The sequence below is a fragment of the Roseovarius albus genome (assembly GCF_900172335.1).
GTDB lineage: Bacteria > Pseudomonadota > Alphaproteobacteria > Rhodobacterales > Rhodobacteraceae > Roseovarius > Roseovarius albus.
Window position 1 is genome coordinate 101,173 of the sequence record NZ_FWFX01000004.1, and the last position, 16,329, is coordinate 117,501.

The following is a 16,329-nucleotide window of genomic DNA, read 5'->3' on the forward strand; positions in this document are numbered from 1 at the left end:
ATGTGCTAAATTCGCATTAACAAAATCTGTAAATCTTTCGAACTGATGTCGGGCAGCATGTGTTGCCGGGATAGACAATTGCGAGAGGCAATAAGATAGACATGACACAGTTGACAAATTCACAACAAGTTTTGGGACCCTATGCCTATTACACAAAGCTAGGAACGCTGATCGTGCGCGCCAATGCCGGGAATGTCACCTTGGAGGTTCTGGCAGATCAGGTGGGCAACATCTGGATCACTGACCAGGTTTTTTCCAAAGATGGTGTGCATAAGATTGACGTCAGCAACAGCACAATACGGTTGACCCCTGCAGGAGGCGCCGAGTTTAGTTTCTTGGCGGGGTGAGACATGAAAATTTGCTCACCCTTTACCCATGCGATGGTCTCGCCTTTTGTGAAAACTTCTGATGAAACTGAGCCCGTGATTGATCCGTCTTCGTTGTCAGGATTGTCGTCTTGGATCAGGGCCGATACTGCAGTGTCGGTTGATGGCAGCAATATAATTACAACGGTCAAGGATGTGCGGGATACCGGATATTCAGAACCGGTGGGTGCACCGTCAATCGCTGGATTAGCGGCCTGCGCCATCGATGTCTCAACTCGCGAAGTTCTGTATTGGAAAAATCCATCTTATGCCACGACACCTGCAAGTGTAACCAAAAGTCCGGTGATTGCACACGCTCTTAGGATCATGGGAGGGTATGGCGTAAATCTGACAGACAGCATTACGATGGAGGCCGGTGATTTCGAGGGTCCTGAAACGACACCATCGCTGGCAGTCGGTGATACAATGTCACTTCAGGATCTGATGTATATTTCGATGCTTGAAAGTGCCAATGCTGCAGTACGCTGTATTGCGCGGGTGTTGGGGCGCGAGGTTTTATCCGATCCAACGGCTCCGCCGCATGTGGCTATTGAAGCCTTTATCGCAGACTTTACGGACGCATTGATGGAAGATGGTATCAACGGGTTTCATATGGAAAGCGTATCTGGTGTTTATGACTTTGAAGGAGAAATGCTCGGAGGGGCAGGTGGTAGCGATCACGTTGCGACAGCGCATGCAGTTGCCCAATGGGCGAGGTATAGCCATTTGACCTCTGGTATGGATGCAATTTGGGGGGTGGGGAGCCACAGTTATACGATTACGGCAGGACCGAACCAAGGCAGCAACACGATTAACCATTTGATCGGCATGGCGTCAGATGTGGATGTTTATGGCGCCAAGGGAGGTGCCTTGCCGGGTTTGGTGGGCAAAGTCGTGCATGCGGTCGCCGATTTGCCAGATGGTAGGAAAATTGCGGTTGCGGTTCTTCAGTCCCATACGCGGGAAAGCGATGCGCGCGCGATCATCAATTATTGTGCGGGGATTCCAGCGGGATCCGGTGTCACGCCACAAAACATATTACCTGGCAATGGGGTGCAGTTCTGGAAAGAAGGGAGCAATCCAGCGCCGTTGTTAGTTTCGGATGCGTTGGGTGCGGCTTTTGATTTTGGCAGTGCTACAGATTCAGTTGGCCCTTATCTGCGGGCGGATGTTCCTGGCATGCGAACGCTGTTCTTCGTTTGGGATCGAGAGGTCAGTCAGATAGGGGCAACCGTGTGGGAGGCCTGGATGGATATTTGGGGCGGAACGGTTCAGAATGTAGAGCGGCTAACAACAGACAAGGGCACGAATGGCTGGTGGTCCAAAGCTCCGGGCGTCACGATTTACAAAAATGCAGTCGAAACCGATGCGCTCTTGCCGTTTGAGCGGTGTGTCATTGCAATGACGATTACCGAAGCAGATAGTTTGGGGATTTTTGGATCTGGCCGAAACGACGAATATAGAAATCTCTCTGGTAAAATTCGAGAGATATTGACCTTTGAACGTGTCTTGAGCTTATCTGAAATTCGGCAGATTACTGACTATTTGGCTGACGAGTACGGCGTTTCCTAAGTTCGATCAATAAGCCAAACATCGTCAAATACGAACGTTTAAGATCAGATTCTATACTATTGTATAGAATAGATAATCAAAACGGTTTGGTTCTGACCATCGACGTACTACGCTGTGAAGTAAGAATCGTTTCTAATCTGATTTTACAAATGGGGTCACCTAAGAATGTTTTATTTCACGGCGGGTACGTGGGCGCAGTCTGCGGTCTTTGCAATTGTTTTTTCTGCATTATCGTCGCAAGGAATTGCGCAGGACGCTTCTGCACCCCCGAAGGTTTCGATCGCTGCTGCATATACGCAAGACATCGTGGATGAGGCACAATTCATTGGTAAGGGTGAAGCCATCGACCAAGTCGAGATTGTGGCTCGGGTGAATGGATTCGTCGAAGAAGTGGCCGCAGAAGATGGTGCTACAGTAGAATCTGGTGATCTTCTTTTTCGAATAGAGCCAGACAGTTATGCGGCGACTTTGTCAGCACGCAAGGCAGATTTGGCCAAAGCGCAAGCCAATTTGGAATTGGCACAGATTGAATTCGATCGCAAAACTGAACTGGTGCGCCGTGGGTCAATCGCCGAAGCTGAGGGTGATGTTGCGAAGGCAAATGAATTAGGTGCCGAGGCTGAAGTGCAGGCGGCACAGGCGGCGGTTCAACAAGCGGAACTTGAACTAAGTTATACTGAAGTCAAAGCGCCATTTGCGGGTCGGATTGGCCGGATGGAGGCAAGTGTCGGTGAGTTGGTTGGGCCAACGACGCCTTCGTTGGTCTCTTTGGTGAGGGAAGCGCCGATCTACGTGCGATTTTCTCTAACGGAAAAGCAGCTCGGCGATGTCTTGGAGCGTTTGCAGAAAAGCCCGAGTGAACTGACGCATTCTGACACCACACCAAATGTGTACCTGACCTTATCGACTGGTACGGACTTGGATGAGGCAGGGAAAATTGTCTTTCTCGACAACCGAATTTCACCGACAACGGGTTCGATCTCGCTTTTGGCGGAATTCCCGAATGAAAAACGCCTGATCCTAGATGGTGCGTTCCTAACCGTACGGATCGAAGCACTGCAACCCACGCAGCATTTGCTGATACCGCAGGCCTCTGTCCAACGCGACCAAAGGGGGGACTTCGTGCTTGTCGTCAATGCCCAGCAGATGGTTGAACAACGTTATGTCACCTTGGGCAAACAGGTTGAAACTGCTGTAATCGTCTCAGAGGGGCTGCAGGCGGGGGAAAGTGTGATTGTCGAAGGATTGCAACGTGTACGTCCCGGTGTCGAAGTCGATGCCATTCTTGCTGGTCAGCAAGAGGGGTAAGGCGAGTGTTTTCAACAATCTTTATCTCTCGCCCGAAGATGGCGATCGTCATTTCAACCGTGCTCACCATTATGGGGGGCATTGGCTATGCCGTTCTGCCGGTTGAACAATTTCCGGATATCACGCCACCGGTCGTGACAGTTAACGCCGATTATACTGGCGCGAACTCTGAAACTGTAGAAAACACGGTTGCAGCTCCGATTGAGGCACAGGTCAACGGTGTGGACGATATGATATACATGTCGTCGGATAGCACCGATACGGGGTCGTATTCGTTGTCTGTCACGTTCGAGGTGGGAACAGACCCGGATATTGCTTCGGTCAACGTGCAAAACCGCGTGGCACAGGCGACATCCAGCCTACCATCCGAGGTGATCAATTCCGGGGTCGTGACACAAAAGGCATCAAACAGCATGCTGCTGGTGGCGACTTTGTCCTCGCCAAATGGCACCTATGATGAGGTGTTCTTGTCGAACTACGCGGCCATCAACCTTAAAGATGCGCTTGCAAGGGTCAACGGCGTTGGTAAAGCGGACATCTTGACCAATTTCGAATATGCGATGCGGATCTGGATGGACCCGGACAAGCTGGCGACGTTGGGCCTGACACCGAGTGATCTGATTGCGGTCATACAAGAACAGAACCTCGAAGTATCCGCCGGCCAGATTGGTGCGCCACCTACACCTGATGGGCAACAATTTCAGTACACGATCAAATCCAAGGGGCGTTTGACCACGGTCCAGGATTTTGAAAATATCGTTGTTCGAACCGGTGATGACAGCAGTATCGTGCATATTCGTGACGTGGCGCGGGTGGAATTGGGCGCAAGCTACTATAGCGCCTCGGGCCGTTACAAAGGCCTGCCAGCGACTGTTTTGGCCGTGTACCAGGCCCCCGGCGCGAATGCGCTGGCCGTGTCTGAAGGTGTGCTGGCGGAGCTTGAACGCTTATCCAAGGCCTTTCCTGATGATGTCGAATATTCAGTTCCGTTCAACACAACCGACTTCGTTGAGCAGTCGCTCAATGACGTTGTTTCAACGCTGATCATGACATTCGTCTTGGTGATTTCAGTGGTGTTCGTGTTCCTTGGGAACATACGCGCGACAGTCATTCCGGCTGTTGCGATCCCGGTGTCATTGATCGGAACATTCGCGTTCTTGCTGCTGTTTGGCATGTCGCTCAACACCATTTCCTTGTTCGCTTTGGTGTTGGCCATCGGCATCGTGGTGGATGACGCGATCGTTGTTGTCGAAAATGTCGAACGTTTGATTGCAGATGAGGGGTTAAGCCCGCCGGAAGCCACGCGCAAGGCCATGGGGCAGATTACAGGGCCTGTGATTGCCACGACGCTTGTATTGTTGGCGGTCTTTGTGCCGGTGACTTTTATGCCCGGGATCACCGGTCGACTTTATTCGCAGTTCGCCGTGACAATCTCGACAGCAGTGGTGATTTCGTCGATCAACGCGTTGACCTTATCGCCAGCGCTCTGCGCTTTGGTTCTGAAGCCGCGCTCTGGACCGCCAAAGGGCCTTCTTGCCAAGTTCGAAAGCGGCATTGGCGCGGTGCGGGGCGGATATGTCGGCATCGTTCGCCGGTTGGTACGTGCACCGATTTTGGGTCTCGCAGCGCTTGCTGTGGTTCTTTTTGGTTCAAGCGGATTGATGACTGCGCTGCCAAAAGGGTTCTTGCCCCTGGAAGATAACGGGTACCTGTTTGTTGACCTACAGCTTCCTGATGCGGCGTCTTTGGAACGGACGGAACTCGTGAGTGACCGCGTGAATGACCAAATCCTGGATGTTCCCGGTGTCCAAAGCACGATCTTGGTTAATGGCTTCAGTCTGTTGAGTGGGGCAGGGTCAAACGGTGCAATGATCATCGCTAACCTTGAACCATGGGATGAGCGAGAAACCGAAGAGCTCAGCGCTGACGGAATTTTGCAGAAAATCCTAGGCATAGCCTTTCAGGAATCCAGTGCCAGTGTGATCGCCTTTAATCCTCCTCCAATCTCGGGTCTAGGTATGAGCGCAGGTGTGGAGATGAAGGTGCAGCAAACCGGAGGGGGGACAGCACAAGACTTGTCGGCTGCTCTAGGATCTTTGGTCTACGCTGCCAACCAGCGACCAGAAATTGCACAGGCCTATACGACCTTCCGGGCCAATGTGCCCAAGGTATTCGTGGATCTGGATCGTGAAAAGGCCAAATCTTTGGATGTATCGATCAGCGATATCTTTTTGACGTTGCAGTCCTATATGGGATCGTTCTATGTGAATGATTTCAACCTGTTCGGCCGTGTTTATAAAGTGATGATTCAGGCAGAGGGCGAGTATCGCGACAAGGTTGAGGACATCGACGCGCTCTATGTGCGCTCTCAGACCGGAGAGATGGTGCCACTGGGGACATTGGTCACAACAAAAAGCGAGTTAGGGCCAATCCTGCTGAACCGTTACAATATGTTCCGGTCTGCAACCATCACGGCCGTGCCTGCCGAAGGGCTTTCGACGGGGGATGCTATTCGCGTTTTGGAGGAGGAAGCGCTCACCGCCTTGCCGCCGGGCTTCGCCTATGAATGGACCGGTACAGCCCAGCAACAGCTAAGCTCGGGGGGATTAGTGGTCGTGATTCTGATCATGGCCATCGTCTTTGGCTATTTGTTCCTGGTGGCGCAATATGAAAGCTGGACTATGCCGGTGGGGATTCTCCTGTCGGTTACAGTGGCTCTGTTCGGCGCTTTGGCTGCAGTGTTCGTGGTTGGAAGTGATATCAATCTCTACACCCAGATCGGGATGATCATGTTGATCGGTTTGGCGTCCAAGAATGCCATTCTGATTGTTGAGTTTGCCATGGAACAGCGCGCCAAGGGCCTTTCCACCAAGGAAGCCGCCCTAGAAGCCGCAAAGCAGCGTTTCCGTGCTGTTATGATGACGGCCTTGTCGTTCTTGTTGGGGGTGGTGCCCTTGATGACAGCCTCCGGGGCAGGAGCGGCCAGCCAACGCGCCATCGGCGTGGCAGTGTTTGGGGGAATGCTTGCGGCGACGGTTGTTGGGGTGATCCTCGTCCCTGTGCTCTACGTGATCATGCAGAGCCTGCGTGAAAAAGTGAAAAGGCAAACCTCATAAGCGTGATGCTAGGGGCGGTCATATAAATATATGGCTGCCCTTATCAACGCAGCAGTGCAGCAGATATCGTTCGAAAAAAATGCGGAAAATTCGGGTCCCGGCTGCTAAAGCGACGCGAGGCTGTAGCTTTTAATGCTTGTATCAAGGCGAAAGCTGCTGCTGATGGAAAACCTTAAATAGTGGTTAAGATTGTCGGGACATGCACTCCGCTGATAGAACGGATGATATCTGAATCATGAAATATCTAAATTCCCCAGACGGACCGATGATACATCTTTAAGAGATTCTGCGTATGAAAGATGGGCGGTGGCTGGTCTGGTTATTCTTGAAGAAGACCCCCTATCAACATTTGGCACGCTAGCAAAATACACTCATCCTCCCTTCATCGGCACCGCTGCCCGATACAGATGCCATGTCGCGTGACCGAGAATCGGAAGTACAACAACCAATCCCAGGAAGAACGGCAAAGTACCGATGGCCATTAGGGCTGCAACGATGAATCCCCATTGTAAAACCGTTGCCGGGCTCTGTTTGGCAACCTTGATTGATGTCGCAACAGCAATTGATACACCTACATGCTGATCAATCAGCATTGGAAAAGATATGAGGCTGATGACTAACACCAAGCAAGCAAATAGAAATCCTACACCCAACCCAACGATTACCATCGCCCAGCCTGCCTGAGTGGTCGTGACATCCAGAAGGAAAGTACCAGCGGAGGCTGGTGGTTCAGGTCCCAATGTCAAAATATAAATAAGATAGGCACAACACATCCATGCGAGGAAGAGACAAAGAAGATAAAAGCCCAAAACAAGCACTGGGCCCAGATTCCGAGCGCTCAATGCAGACAGGGCGGCATGCCATCTGATTTCCTTATTTGTCTCGCGCTGGCGGCTCATTTCATAAAGGCCAATCGCTGCGACGGGGCCCAGCAATGCAAAGCCTGCAGCTAGAGGAGCGATAAGCGGCAATAGGGTCTTATTGAAGGCCATAACCACCAGAGTAGCGCCGATTATCGGATATATGAGAACGAGAAATATGACATCGCTGCGCATGCTCTTAAAATCATCGAGGCCCATTCGGAGTGCTTTACGTATGTCCGCACTGTCGATTGGGTTGGTTTTTGGTACTTCAGTGATTTCGGTGCCCAATGCACCCACGGCTTCGCCCGCCGCGCGGCTGGCACCAAAAACAGCGTCCAACGTCCAACTTAGTGGATTTCCGATTGTTTTTACCATTCCGTCCTCCTGAAGATTGCCAGAACGGAAACACCCGTCCTTAGCGGGTCAAAGCCTTAGTGGTTTGAATGCAATCCAAGCCAAAGGGATGATGTGGGTATCGCCAATCTTAACATATTTTGTGGAAATTGTCGCATTGTTTCAAAGATGAATAGCTCAAACCTCGGGTGGCGGATAGGCGAAGCTCTCTCACGGGGCCGCGAGAAGGTTCCCGTCATCTACAAGGTTTCACACCAACAACAGTGTTCGCAACAAAGGCAACTACAGACCCTGAAAAAGCGCTAGGCGTGATATTGAACAGAGGACCACCGAGACACATCCAGATGAAGTTAGGATAACTCTCATCTATAAGATGATCATCTGGAAATCTTTATATCACATGGGAGAAGGTGCGATTTGCAGTGCAAACACTCATTCCTAGGAGAATTAAACAAGTGGTTATCCGGCAGGCCACGTTACCTTTGAAAATTAAAAAACTTAAGGAAAGTGGCGGACCGAGGGGGGGATAAGTTAATTAAAATCAAATACTTGAGTTGACTGACTTCCAATCAATGGTCGGCAATTGTTGGCTAACCATCAAGTCAATCTGCTTAGTGTATTTTCCAGAAGTTCTTTCATGTTCTTAATTACGCCGTTATCAAGGTCCGATCCGTCCCATGGTGTTTTTCGCAATGGCTTCACTGTCGGGCCATTTTTGCTGTCTGTAGCACCATACGAATTAAGTTCACCAAGAGTCGCGTGTTCCAGTAACTTGTTTCGCACGCGCTTTACGCCAATGAATTTTGATTTTTTTTTGCCACAAAGGGTCTTTTCAATAATGTCCCAAGTTCTGCTCGCTTTATAGTAAAAATTATCAAGCATTTCAGCAATTTGCCGTTCTATGTTGTAGCGTTCTGTGTTGTTTTCAAACGTTAACGGCTGAGGTACAAAGAAATGAAGGTTTACAGAACTTACCAACTCTATTGGAACGTCTTTGCTTGCACGATTTAACTTTCTGGAATTCGCAACTTTACCGCCCACGTATTCTGTATAAATTTCTGTTTTTGGGTCAAAATATGTATAGTTTTGGTTCATCTCGGGTAATGAAAGGTATGCATTATTGAGCTCCACCAGCTCTTTACATCGAGTGTATAAAACTTCGAGTGAAACTTGTATCTCTTCGAGAGTTTTGTTTTTTGGGTTTTCCTCCATTAGATCGAAGATTCTTGCTCGCACTTTTTGATAAAGTTCGTCCAACTCCACGGCTTACTCCAATGAAATTTCAATATTGTTATTCATACAACAATCATCTCTAAGATGATTAAAAGTACAAGCGGATTAATAGAGGTCCCAAGTAGGTGCTAGTATTATCAAGCCAATTACTACCTCAAAATGATGTCCAGCGTCTCAAATAGGTTGCTGTCCTATATGGACTGCAACATTGCTGCATTACCAAAGGCTTATACAGGCGAACCTGTTCCTCCATGCGCGGTTGACGATAAGTGACGTAGAACTTATTCATAGGGAGTTAAATGGAAATTAACGCACCTAATGGATGATTTGGCGACACATAGTGGAGATTATGCACAATTGTCGAAGGGCAAACTAACTGGCTAACTGGTTAGCCACGTTCCCTTTTTGAGTTATTGAAACTTAAGGGAAGTGGCGGACCGAGGAGGATTCGAACCCCCGACCCCTTGATTCGTAGTCAAGTACTCTATCCAGCTGAGCTATCGGTCCGTGAGGGGGGAATTAGACTTTGCGGCTGGGGTTTGCAAGAGACTTTTTGCAGAAACTTTCACTTTGTCGAAATATCACCTTTTGGCAGGCGGATCAGAAACGTCGTGCCGGTTTCATCGGTGCCTTCAAGTGAGATCGCACCGCCATGACCTCGGATCAGCTCATCAGCGATACTGAGGCCCAAGCCAGTTCCGCCTTTGGTGACACCACCTCGAAACGGGGTAAACAGGTTTTCGCGAGCTCTTGGTGGTAGGCCGGGGCCAGTATCGCGCACGCGGATAAGCCATGCTTCGTCATTCTCGCGTGCTGATACATTGATTTCTCCGGCTTTTCCCGTGTTTACAATGGCCTGACGTGCGTTGCGGATAAGGTTAGAGATGACCCGGTAGAGTTGCTCGGAGTCGGCGCGAACGGACATGGCATAGGGGATATTCACAGAGAAACTGACCTCGGAATCTCCTACCGCCAATCGCTCACTGTCTATCACGTCATTGACGATGTCCGCTAACATGAAACGGTTGAGTGTCGGGGAGGGCTCTTCTGCCTTGCCATAGGCTAGCGTGTTTTCGCATAGGTTCACTGCACGAGTGATCGAATTGACCAGCTTAGGAGCCAGACGGCGAACTTTGGGATCCTCGCTCATTTCGATCCGGTCGGTGAACAATTGCGCACTGGTCAGGATGTTGCGCAAATCGTGACTGACTTTAGCTACCGCACCCCCCAATTGGGCAAGGCGTTCTTTTTGACGTAGGGCAGAAGTGAGTTCGGTTTGCAATGTTTGCAATGTCTCTTCCGCGTCACGTAGCTCTGAGATACCTGCGGAGGGTTGGATGATGCGCCGCGCGTCCTCTGGGGCGGCGGCATAGGCCTTCATGTGGTCGATCACGCCTTGGATCGGCTTTCCAAGAAAGCGGCGCACAGCAAGAAACAAGAGGCCCGCGGTCACAACTGAAATCACTGCTGACAACAATAAAATGCGCAGGCCATAGTCGATCATGGCATCACGGAGGGGTGTTGATTCTAACGTAACTTCAATCAGCAGACCGGCCATCTGCGCAGGTTCGCCAATTACACGAATGACCTTGGGGTCGTTGTTCATAAGGCAGGCGATGGCATCTTTAATCAACTCAAAGGCCGATGCATCACGCAGATCAAAGGTCATTGCGATTTCTGATGGCATCGGAGAACTTAGCATCAACTGCCGCGCCTCATTGCGGCGCAAAACGACGTTGAACACACCGGCATTCTGCAGCAATTCCTCCTGAAGCTCCGGGCTAATCGTATCATTGGCAAGCAAGGCCAGAGAGGCGATTTGCGCCTTTTCCAGCTTTGCCATCAAATAGTCTTCGCGAAAGCGTGCCACGGATGGCACAAAAATCAAGACCTCAGCCAGCATGACGAAAACCGCGGTCAGAATCAGGAATCGGCCCGAAAGAGAATTCAATAAACGCATACTCGCCCCCGCGATTTCACCTCATGGTAGCCAGTTTTGCACAAACCTGACAGCCCGTTTTAATGTTGGATTTTCAAACAGTTTAGGGGAAAAATATACCCCCGTAGCCCGCTTGTTGATTTCGCCGATTGTCGGGTAGGGTGCAACCATGGCAGCGACATGTTTCATCTTGAGGCCATTGGCAATGACCATGGACCACAGACTAATCAGTTCACCAGCTTGTGCGCCGACGATTGAGGCACCAACTGGCTTGCCCTTGTAGACCATGACCTTGATCAGGCCCGTAGTCTTACGCTCCGTAATGGCGCGGTCATTGTGATGGTATTCAAAGCGGGCCACCTCAAGCCGGTCACCATAAAGTGCTCGCGCGTCTGTTTCTTTCAGGCCGACCTGAGCTAACTCAGGGTCTGTATAAGTGGCCCAAGGGATATGGCCGGTGCGCTGTTTGGCTGGCAAACCCAGCAGAGCCGAACGTATAATCAGCCCGGCATGGTAGCCCGCAACATGGGTGAATTGCAGCCCGCCAGCAACATCACCAATGGCATAGACCCGTTTGTTTGAAGTCTTGAGCTGATCATTTGCCACAATCCCACGCTTATTGGTTTCAATACCCGCTGCATCAAGGTTCAATTTGTCGATGTTAGGCTTGCGGCCAACAGCCATCAAAAGATGCGTGCCTTGGAACCTGCGCCCATCTTTAGCTTCGACCGTGATCGTTTCGCCAGATTTGCTGATGTTGGTGGCAAGGGCGTTTTCGGCGATTTCGATGCCTTCGCCGCGCAGCTTTTCCAGAACAATCGCGGTCAATTCCGGATCATCATTGCCAAGGGCAGTGGCACCCTCGATCACCGTAACTTCTGAACCGAGCCTGCGGTGTGCCTGTGCCATTTCCATGCCAATCGGTCCACCGCCGATGATCAGCAGGTGCTTGGGATGCTCGCGAAGCTCAAACAGGGTTTCATTGGTCTCATATGGAACATTTTCCAAGCCCGGAATCGGGGGAACAAAGGGGGAGGAACCTGTCGCGATGACGATTCTACGGGCCGTGATGGCCGTGTCTCCGGCTTCGACCTCGGTTTTTGAGATGAAACGACCATATTCGCGAATGACATGCACGCCCAGATCTTCGAACCGTTCCTGGCTGTCGACGGGCTCGATCTGTGCAATGACATCGGCGACATGTTCTTTGGCAGCACCATAGTCGATTTTCGGCACAACATTCGCAATGCCAAAGGCCTCTGTGTGACTTTGATGATACGCCGCTTTACTGCTGGCCAGTAGCGCCTTGGAAGGCACACAGCCAAAGTTCAGACAATCGCCACCCATTTTGTGACCTTCGAGCAGGACAACCTTCGCGCCCATCTGGACAGCACCAGCAGCAACGGATAGCCCACCTGATCCAGCCCCTATGACCAGCAAGTCAGTCTTAAGCGTTTTCATGTTCAGAAATCCTTGTTGCCACGCATGGCTTTGATGACAATGGGCAGTGTTGCCAGTACGCATAGACCCAAGATCGGCCCAATAACTTGTGGCTCCCAAAGCAAAGATAGATCCGGGCTTTCACCGCGATCAAACACTTCGCCTAAGCCAACTCCGATCCAGGTGAAGACAATCGCTCCAGGAATGATCCCTAGGACGGTTGTAAAAGCAAAGTTCCGGAACTTCACACCCACAAGGGCAGGGACCAGATTGGCAACAAAGAAAGGCACGACCGGGATCAGGCGCATCAGAAACAAAACACTTATTTCGTTTTCATGCAGGCCGGTTTTGATTTTCTTTAGCGTTCCATCTGAGCTGTCTAGTTTTGCTGCCAGAGAGCGGCCCAACCCCCAACGAGCGGCAAAGAAAATAGCAAATGCCCCTAGCGAGGCAGCGATGACGTTGAATATTGTGCCCAATGTGAGCCCAAATAAAAAACCGCCGGTAACTGACGCAACCGCAGCACCGGGCAGGGAGAACGCAACGATGATGAAGTATATGCCGATGAAACAGAGAACGAGCCCAATGAAGTTCGCATCGCGAAAGGCGAGCAATGAATCGCGTTGGTCTCTGAGTGTATCAAAACTCAGGTAATCGCCCAGTGTGAAGTATCCAATGATGGCGGCAATCATAATCGCAGCCAACGGCAAGTTCCGCATAAGAACGTTCTTTTCGGAGGGTCTGGTCTCTTCCATTTCAGGGTCCGCTTTTATTGCTGTGTCTCCTTAAATGAATGTTCCGGGTTGAAATGGCCATAAACCTCACGCGTGGGTGAACTGTGGTGATGATATGTGGTCTCGAAACGCATTAAAGCTGGCCAACTGTAACATCTGAACGGAAACTTGCAGGAATTTGTTGCAAAAGCGGGCAGATGGGTTTGACTTGTCCCAAACAGCCCACTATAGCCGGGTCTCGAATTACCCTTTGGTTTGCGTTGATTCCTAATCGGCGCGACCCTCAATGTTGGAGACGGAGCGATGAAACGCACCTATCAGCCTTCTAACCTGGTCCGCAAGCGGCGCCACGGTTTCCGCGCGCGTATGGCCACAAAGGCCGGCCGCAAGATCCTTAATGCACGTCGGGCACGCGGCCGCAAAGAGCTGAGCGCATAAGCGCCAGTCTTAGGATTGTGAACATGAAACCGCCGGGGAACTCTGTTAATCATACAGAGAGTATTTCCCCGGCGGCTTCCGTTTGCCTGGAGGTTTTGCGTAAACGGCCACAGTTTATCGCGGCGTCCAAGGCAAAATGGCGCAGAACGCCGTCGATGACCGTGCAGGCACGCCCGCGTGATGATGATAAACCTTTGATTGGAATTGGTTTTACTTGCTCCAAGAAGGTTGGAAATGCCGTCGCGCGTAACCGCGCTAAACGCCGCCTGCGCGAGGTGGCGCGGGCTGTGCTACCCAATGAGGGGCGCGCAGGTTGGGACTACGTGTTGATCGGGCGGGCCAATGAAACAGCAGGCCGCCCCTTTGAGACGCTGATCACCGACCTGCAAGACGCGCTGAAATACCTGCATAAATCCGGAAAATGAGCCCGCTGGCGCATATCCTGTCCTGGCCGGTCAAAGCCTACCGACTCGTCTTTTCCCCATGGGTCGGCTTTAACTGCCGCTATCATCCGACCTGCAGCAAGTACGCGCTGGAAGCCCTAGAAAAACATGGCGGAATTAAAGGCGGATGGCTAGCCTTGCGACGCATTTTACGCTGCCATCCATGGGGGAATAGCGGGTTAGACCCGGTGCCTGAAGCGAAATCGCCGAAAGCCGAAAAGTAAACAGAGCGAACGTACAAGCTGTACGTTTTACCCCCCAGCTTTGTGCATAAATCGATGGCCACTCCCTTTAGAGCGCCACGCGATTATATTCGGCAGAACCATAGATGTGAGTGGGTTTTGCAAATCTATTGCCCTTCGTCTTTCAACTTGTTTTCTACATCCTCTAGCCGAGAGAAGTATTTGTGTTCGGGGCGTAGACCTGCTGCAACCAAACCATCGCGGATACCGTCGAGCGCCTCTTTGGCGGCCTGCTTATCGCCGGTTTGTACCAGGCAGGAGGCCTGCAGGATGCGCGTGTTCAAGACATGCGGATGCCGCGTGCCTAGCACTTCGGTCCGAAGCGGCAGGAGCTCTTGCACCTCAGCTAGCGCCCCGGTGGCGTCGCCCGTGTCGTTTAAGCACTGTGCGAGGAGATAGCGCGTGGACAAGACATGGGGATGTCGCGCGCCTTGCACGTCGGAGTACAGGGGCAGGAGCTCTTGCACCTCGTCCAGCGCCCCGGCGGCGTCGCCCGTGTCGTTTAGGCACTGTGCGAGGAGATAGCGCGTGGACAAGACATGGGGATGTCGCGCGCCTTGCACGTCGGAGTACAGGGGCAGGAGCTCTTGCACCTCGTCCAGCGCCCCGGTGGCGTCGCCCGTGTCGTTTAGGCACTGTGCGAGGAGATAGCGCGTGGACAAGACATGGGGATGTCGCGCGCCTTGCACGTCGGAGTACAGGGGCAGGAGCTCTTGCACCTCGTCCAGCGCCCCGGTGGCGTCGCCCGTGTCGTTTAGGCACTGTGCGAGGAGATAGCGCGTGGACAAGACATGGGGATGTCGCGCGCCTTGCACGTCGGAGTACAGGGGCAGGAGCTCTTGCACCTCGTCCAGCGCCCCGGTGGCGTCGCCCGTGTCGTTTAGGCACTGTGCGAGGAGATAGCGCGTGGACAAGACATGGGGATGTCGCGCGCCTTGCACGTCGGAGTACAGGGGCAGGAGCTCTTGCACCTCGTCCAGCGCCCCGGTGGTGTCGCCCGTGTCGTTTAGGCACTGTGCGAGGAGATAGCGCGTGGACAAGACATGGGGATGTCGCGCGCCCTGTACCTCGGTCTCAAGCGGCAGCAGCTCTTGCAGCTCGGCCAGCGTCCCGGCGGCATCGCCTGTGGCGTTCTGGCACTGTGCGAGGAGATAGCGCGTAGCCAATACGCCGGGGTGGCGCGCGCCTTGAACCTCGGTCCGAAGCGGCAGTAGCTCTTGCACTTCGTCCAGCGCCCCGGCGGCATCGCCTGTGTCGTACTGACACTTTGCGAGGAGCAAAACTGCATAGAAGAACTCTGGGTGACGTTCGCCAAAAAAATTGCGCAACTCTTTGCGCAATGGCGTTGCTTCCTCCAAAGCCTCTTTGCTTCTGCCAAGGACGTTCAGGGCTTCGACCCGGTGCCGGCGAAAGAGCAGGTGTTCTTGTGTGCCGGTGCCATAAGGGGCGCGGCGGGTGAGCATCAGGCCGTGTTTGGCCAAAAAGAGCATGACGGCATAATGGCCGCGATCCCTGGCATTGAAGAATGCGATTTTGAGGGCTTCGATATCCATGGGCAGGCGGGCCGCGCGTTCTGAGAGTGCCTGCCGATCTGCGCTATCCTTTAGTTTTACGCGCGCGCAGGAGGTTTCTGCAATTCCGGCCGCATCGCCCAGATCATCGGCCAGCATTCTGACAGTCGTATCACGGGGCGAGAGGGCCAGATAGGCCAGCGCCCAGCCGCGGGCATTGGAAAACGCCGATGCGCCATCTTCGACGGACTGGCGGATCGCCTCGTCCATGCGGGTGTGGAAAGCCAGAAGAAGTGCCTCTTTTTGTCGCTCAACAAACTCTTCGGACAATTCCATCGCCCGCTCTTCGTTGCCGTCTTTCATCTCGCGCGTGTGATTTGCGATAAAGGTGTCCGGTGTTTCAGCTTCGAGAGCGTCGAACTGAGCCTTGAGCTTTGCGGCTTCGGCCTGGGCGGTGTTCAGCCGTGCCTTGAGTGCATTATATTCGGTGACAGAATCCCGGACTTTGCGGGTCATTTTCCAAGTTGGCAGGCTAAACAAAAACGCGACAACTGCTGGGATGCCCGCAAGGGTCAGAATTTGTGTGATGGCCGACATATCGCGAAGTTCGGTCAGAAACTCAATAAGACTATCAATGATAAACGTCATGCTATTACTTATTTCCTGAAACTATACTGCAAAGCGTAGAGGGTCAGACACCGTAGGAAAAGCCTGATTTTCCACCAATGTTTGAGCCGTGCATTGACGACGCGCGGCGGACAACAAATTGGC

13 protein-coding genes and 1 tRNA gene are annotated in these 16,329 nt (G+C 52.2%); 7 read left to right on the forward strand and 7 right to left on the reverse strand.

Going from position 1 to position 16,329, the window contains the following annotated elements:
• Nucleotides 1–101 precede the first annotated feature (101 nt).
• From ROA7450_RS07885 to ROA7450_RS07900, 4 genes are all read left to right on the forward strand, one after another.
• On the forward strand, nucleotides 102–347 hold the full coding sequence (locus tag ROA7450_RS07885; RefSeq protein WP_200812938.1) for a hypothetical protein: 246 nt from the start codon (nucleotides 102–104) through the stop codon (nucleotides 345–347).
• A gap of 3 nt (nucleotides 348–350) precedes the next feature.
• The gene (locus ROA7450_RS07890) at nucleotides 351–1,937 is read left to right on the forward strand and encodes a serine hydrolase (protein ID WP_143534402.1); all 1,587 of its coding nucleotides are present in this window, start codon (nucleotides 351–353) and stop codon (nucleotides 1,935–1,937) included.
• A 165-nt stretch (nucleotides 1,938–2,102) separates the two neighbouring features.
• The gene (locus ROA7450_RS07895; protein WP_085805164.1) at nucleotides 2,103–3,245 is read left to right on the forward strand and encodes an efflux RND transporter periplasmic adaptor subunit; all 1,143 of its coding nucleotides are present in this window, start codon (nucleotides 2,103–2,105) and stop codon (nucleotides 3,243–3,245) included.
• A gap of 5 nt (nucleotides 3,246–3,250) precedes the next feature.
• Nucleotides 3,251–6,361 carry an efflux RND transporter permease subunit gene (locus tag ROA7450_RS07900; protein ID WP_085805165.1) on the forward strand — a complete coding sequence of 1,037 codons (3,111 nt, stop codon included), beginning with the start codon at nucleotides 3,251–3,253 and terminating at the stop codon, nucleotides 6,359–6,361.
• A gap of 371 nt (nucleotides 6,362–6,732) precedes the next feature.
• On the opposite strand, the gene ROA7450_RS07905 is transcribed toward ROA7450_RS07900, so the two are convergent.
• The 6 genes from ROA7450_RS07905 to ROA7450_RS07930 all read right to left on the reverse strand — a co-directional run bounded on the left by ROA7450_RS07905 (nucleotide 6,733) and on the right by ROA7450_RS07930 (nucleotide 12,945).
• Nucleotides 6,733–7,563, reverse strand: coding sequence for a DUF2189 domain-containing protein (locus ROA7450_RS07905; protein ID WP_234999466.1), 831 nt, complete (start codon nucleotides 7,561–7,563; stop codon nucleotides 6,733–6,735).
• A 612-nt stretch (nucleotides 7,564–8,175) separates the two neighbouring features.
• A complete protein-coding gene (locus ROA7450_RS07910) occupies nucleotides 8,176–8,841 on the reverse strand; it encodes a hypothetical protein (RefSeq protein WP_085805167.1) in 666 nt (221 codons plus the stop codon).
• Nucleotides 8,842–9,241: 400 nt separating this feature from the next.
• Nucleotides 9,242–9,318: transfer RNA gene (locus ROA7450_RS07915), tRNA-Arg, on the reverse strand.
• 58 nt (nucleotides 9,319–9,376) lie between these two features.
• Complete coding sequence (locus ROA7450_RS07920) at nucleotides 9,377–10,771, reverse strand: sensor histidine kinase (protein WP_085805168.1); 1,395 nt, start codon at nucleotides 10,769–10,771, stop codon at nucleotides 9,377–9,379.
• Nucleotides 10,772–10,792: 21 nt separating this feature from the next.
• On the reverse strand, nucleotides 10,793–12,211 hold the full coding sequence (locus ROA7450_RS07925) for a dihydrolipoyl dehydrogenase family protein (RefSeq protein WP_085805169.1): 1,419 nt from the start codon (nucleotides 12,209–12,211) through the stop codon (nucleotides 10,793–10,795).
• Between the two features lie 2 nt (nucleotides 12,212–12,213).
• Nucleotides 12,214–12,945 carry a TVP38/TMEM64 family protein gene (locus tag ROA7450_RS07930; RefSeq protein ID WP_085805170.1) on the reverse strand — a complete coding sequence of 244 codons (732 nt, stop codon included), beginning with the start codon at nucleotides 12,943–12,945 and terminating at the stop codon, nucleotides 12,214–12,216.
• A 282-nt stretch (nucleotides 12,946–13,227) separates the two neighbouring features.
• Between ROA7450_RS07930 and rpmH the strand changes: the two genes are divergently transcribed.
• The 3 genes from rpmH to yidD are packed head-to-tail and all read left to right on the forward strand — an operon-like array spanning nucleotide 13,228 to nucleotide 14,029.
• Nucleotides 13,228–13,362 carry a 50S ribosomal protein L34 gene (gene rpmH / locus ROA7450_RS07935; RefSeq protein ID WP_008554144.1) on the forward strand — a complete coding sequence of 45 codons (135 nt, stop codon included), beginning with the start codon at nucleotides 13,228–13,230 and terminating at the stop codon, nucleotides 13,360–13,362.
• A 23-nt stretch (nucleotides 13,363–13,385) separates the two neighbouring features.
• On the forward strand, nucleotides 13,386–13,787 hold the full coding sequence (gene rnpA / locus ROA7450_RS07940) for a ribonuclease P protein component (protein ID WP_085805171.1): 402 nt from the start codon (nucleotides 13,386–13,388) through the stop codon (nucleotides 13,785–13,787).
• Nucleotides 13,784–14,029, forward strand: coding sequence for a membrane protein insertion efficiency factor YidD (yidD, locus tag ROA7450_RS07945; RefSeq protein WP_085805172.1), 246 nt, complete (start codon nucleotides 13,784–13,786; stop codon nucleotides 14,027–14,029). Before rnpA ends, yidD begins: the two co-directional genes overlap by 4 nt.
• A gap of 125 nt (nucleotides 14,030–14,154) precedes the next feature.
• On the opposite strand, the gene ROA7450_RS07950 is transcribed toward yidD, so the two are convergent.
• Nucleotides 14,155–16,206, reverse strand: a complete 2,052-nt coding sequence (locus ROA7450_RS07950; RefSeq protein WP_085805173.1) for a tetratricopeptide repeat protein — start codon at nucleotides 16,204–16,206, stop codon at nucleotides 14,155–14,157.
• Nucleotides 16,207–16,329 lie beyond the last annotated feature (123 nt).

Excerpts from the sequence above, each read along its gene's own strand:
- ROA7450_RS07885 (WP_200812938.1), top strand. The coding sequence starts at position 102 with ATGACACAGTTGACAAATTCACAACAAGTTTTGGGACCCTATGCCTAT.
- ROA7450_RS07890 (WP_143534402.1), top strand. The coding sequence starts at position 351 with ATGAAAATTTGCTCACCCTTTACCCATGCGATGGTCTCGCCTTTTGTG.
- ROA7450_RS07895 (WP_085805164.1), top strand. The coding sequence starts at position 2,103 with ATGTTTTATTTCACGGCGGGTACGTGGGCGCAGTCTGCGGTCTTTGCA.
- ROA7450_RS07920 (WP_085805168.1), bottom strand. The coding sequence starts at position 10,771 with ATGCGTTTATTGAATTCTCTTTCGGGCCGATTCCTGATTCTGACCGCG.
- ROA7450_RS07925 (WP_085805169.1), bottom strand. The coding sequence starts at position 12,211 with ATGAAAACGCTTAAGACTGACTTGCTGGTCATAGGGGCTGGATCAGGT.
- ROA7450_RS07930 (WP_085805170.1), bottom strand. The coding sequence starts at position 12,945 with ATGGAAGAGACCAGACCCTCCGAAAAGAACGTTCTTATGCGGAACTTG.
- rpmH (WP_008554144.1), top strand. The coding sequence starts at position 13,228 with ATGAAACGCACCTATCAGCCTTCTAACCTGGTCCGCAAGCGGCGCCAC.
- rnpA (WP_085805171.1), top strand. The coding sequence starts at position 13,386 with ATGAAACCGCCGGGGAACTCTGTTAATCATACAGAGAGTATTTCCCCG.
- yidD (WP_085805172.1), top strand. The coding sequence starts at position 13,784 with ATGAGCCCGCTGGCGCATATCCTGTCCTGGCCGGTCAAAGCCTACCGA.
- ROA7450_RS07950 (WP_085805173.1), bottom strand. The coding sequence starts at position 16,206 with ATGACGTTTATCATTGATAGTCTTATTGAGTTTCTGACCGAACTTCGC.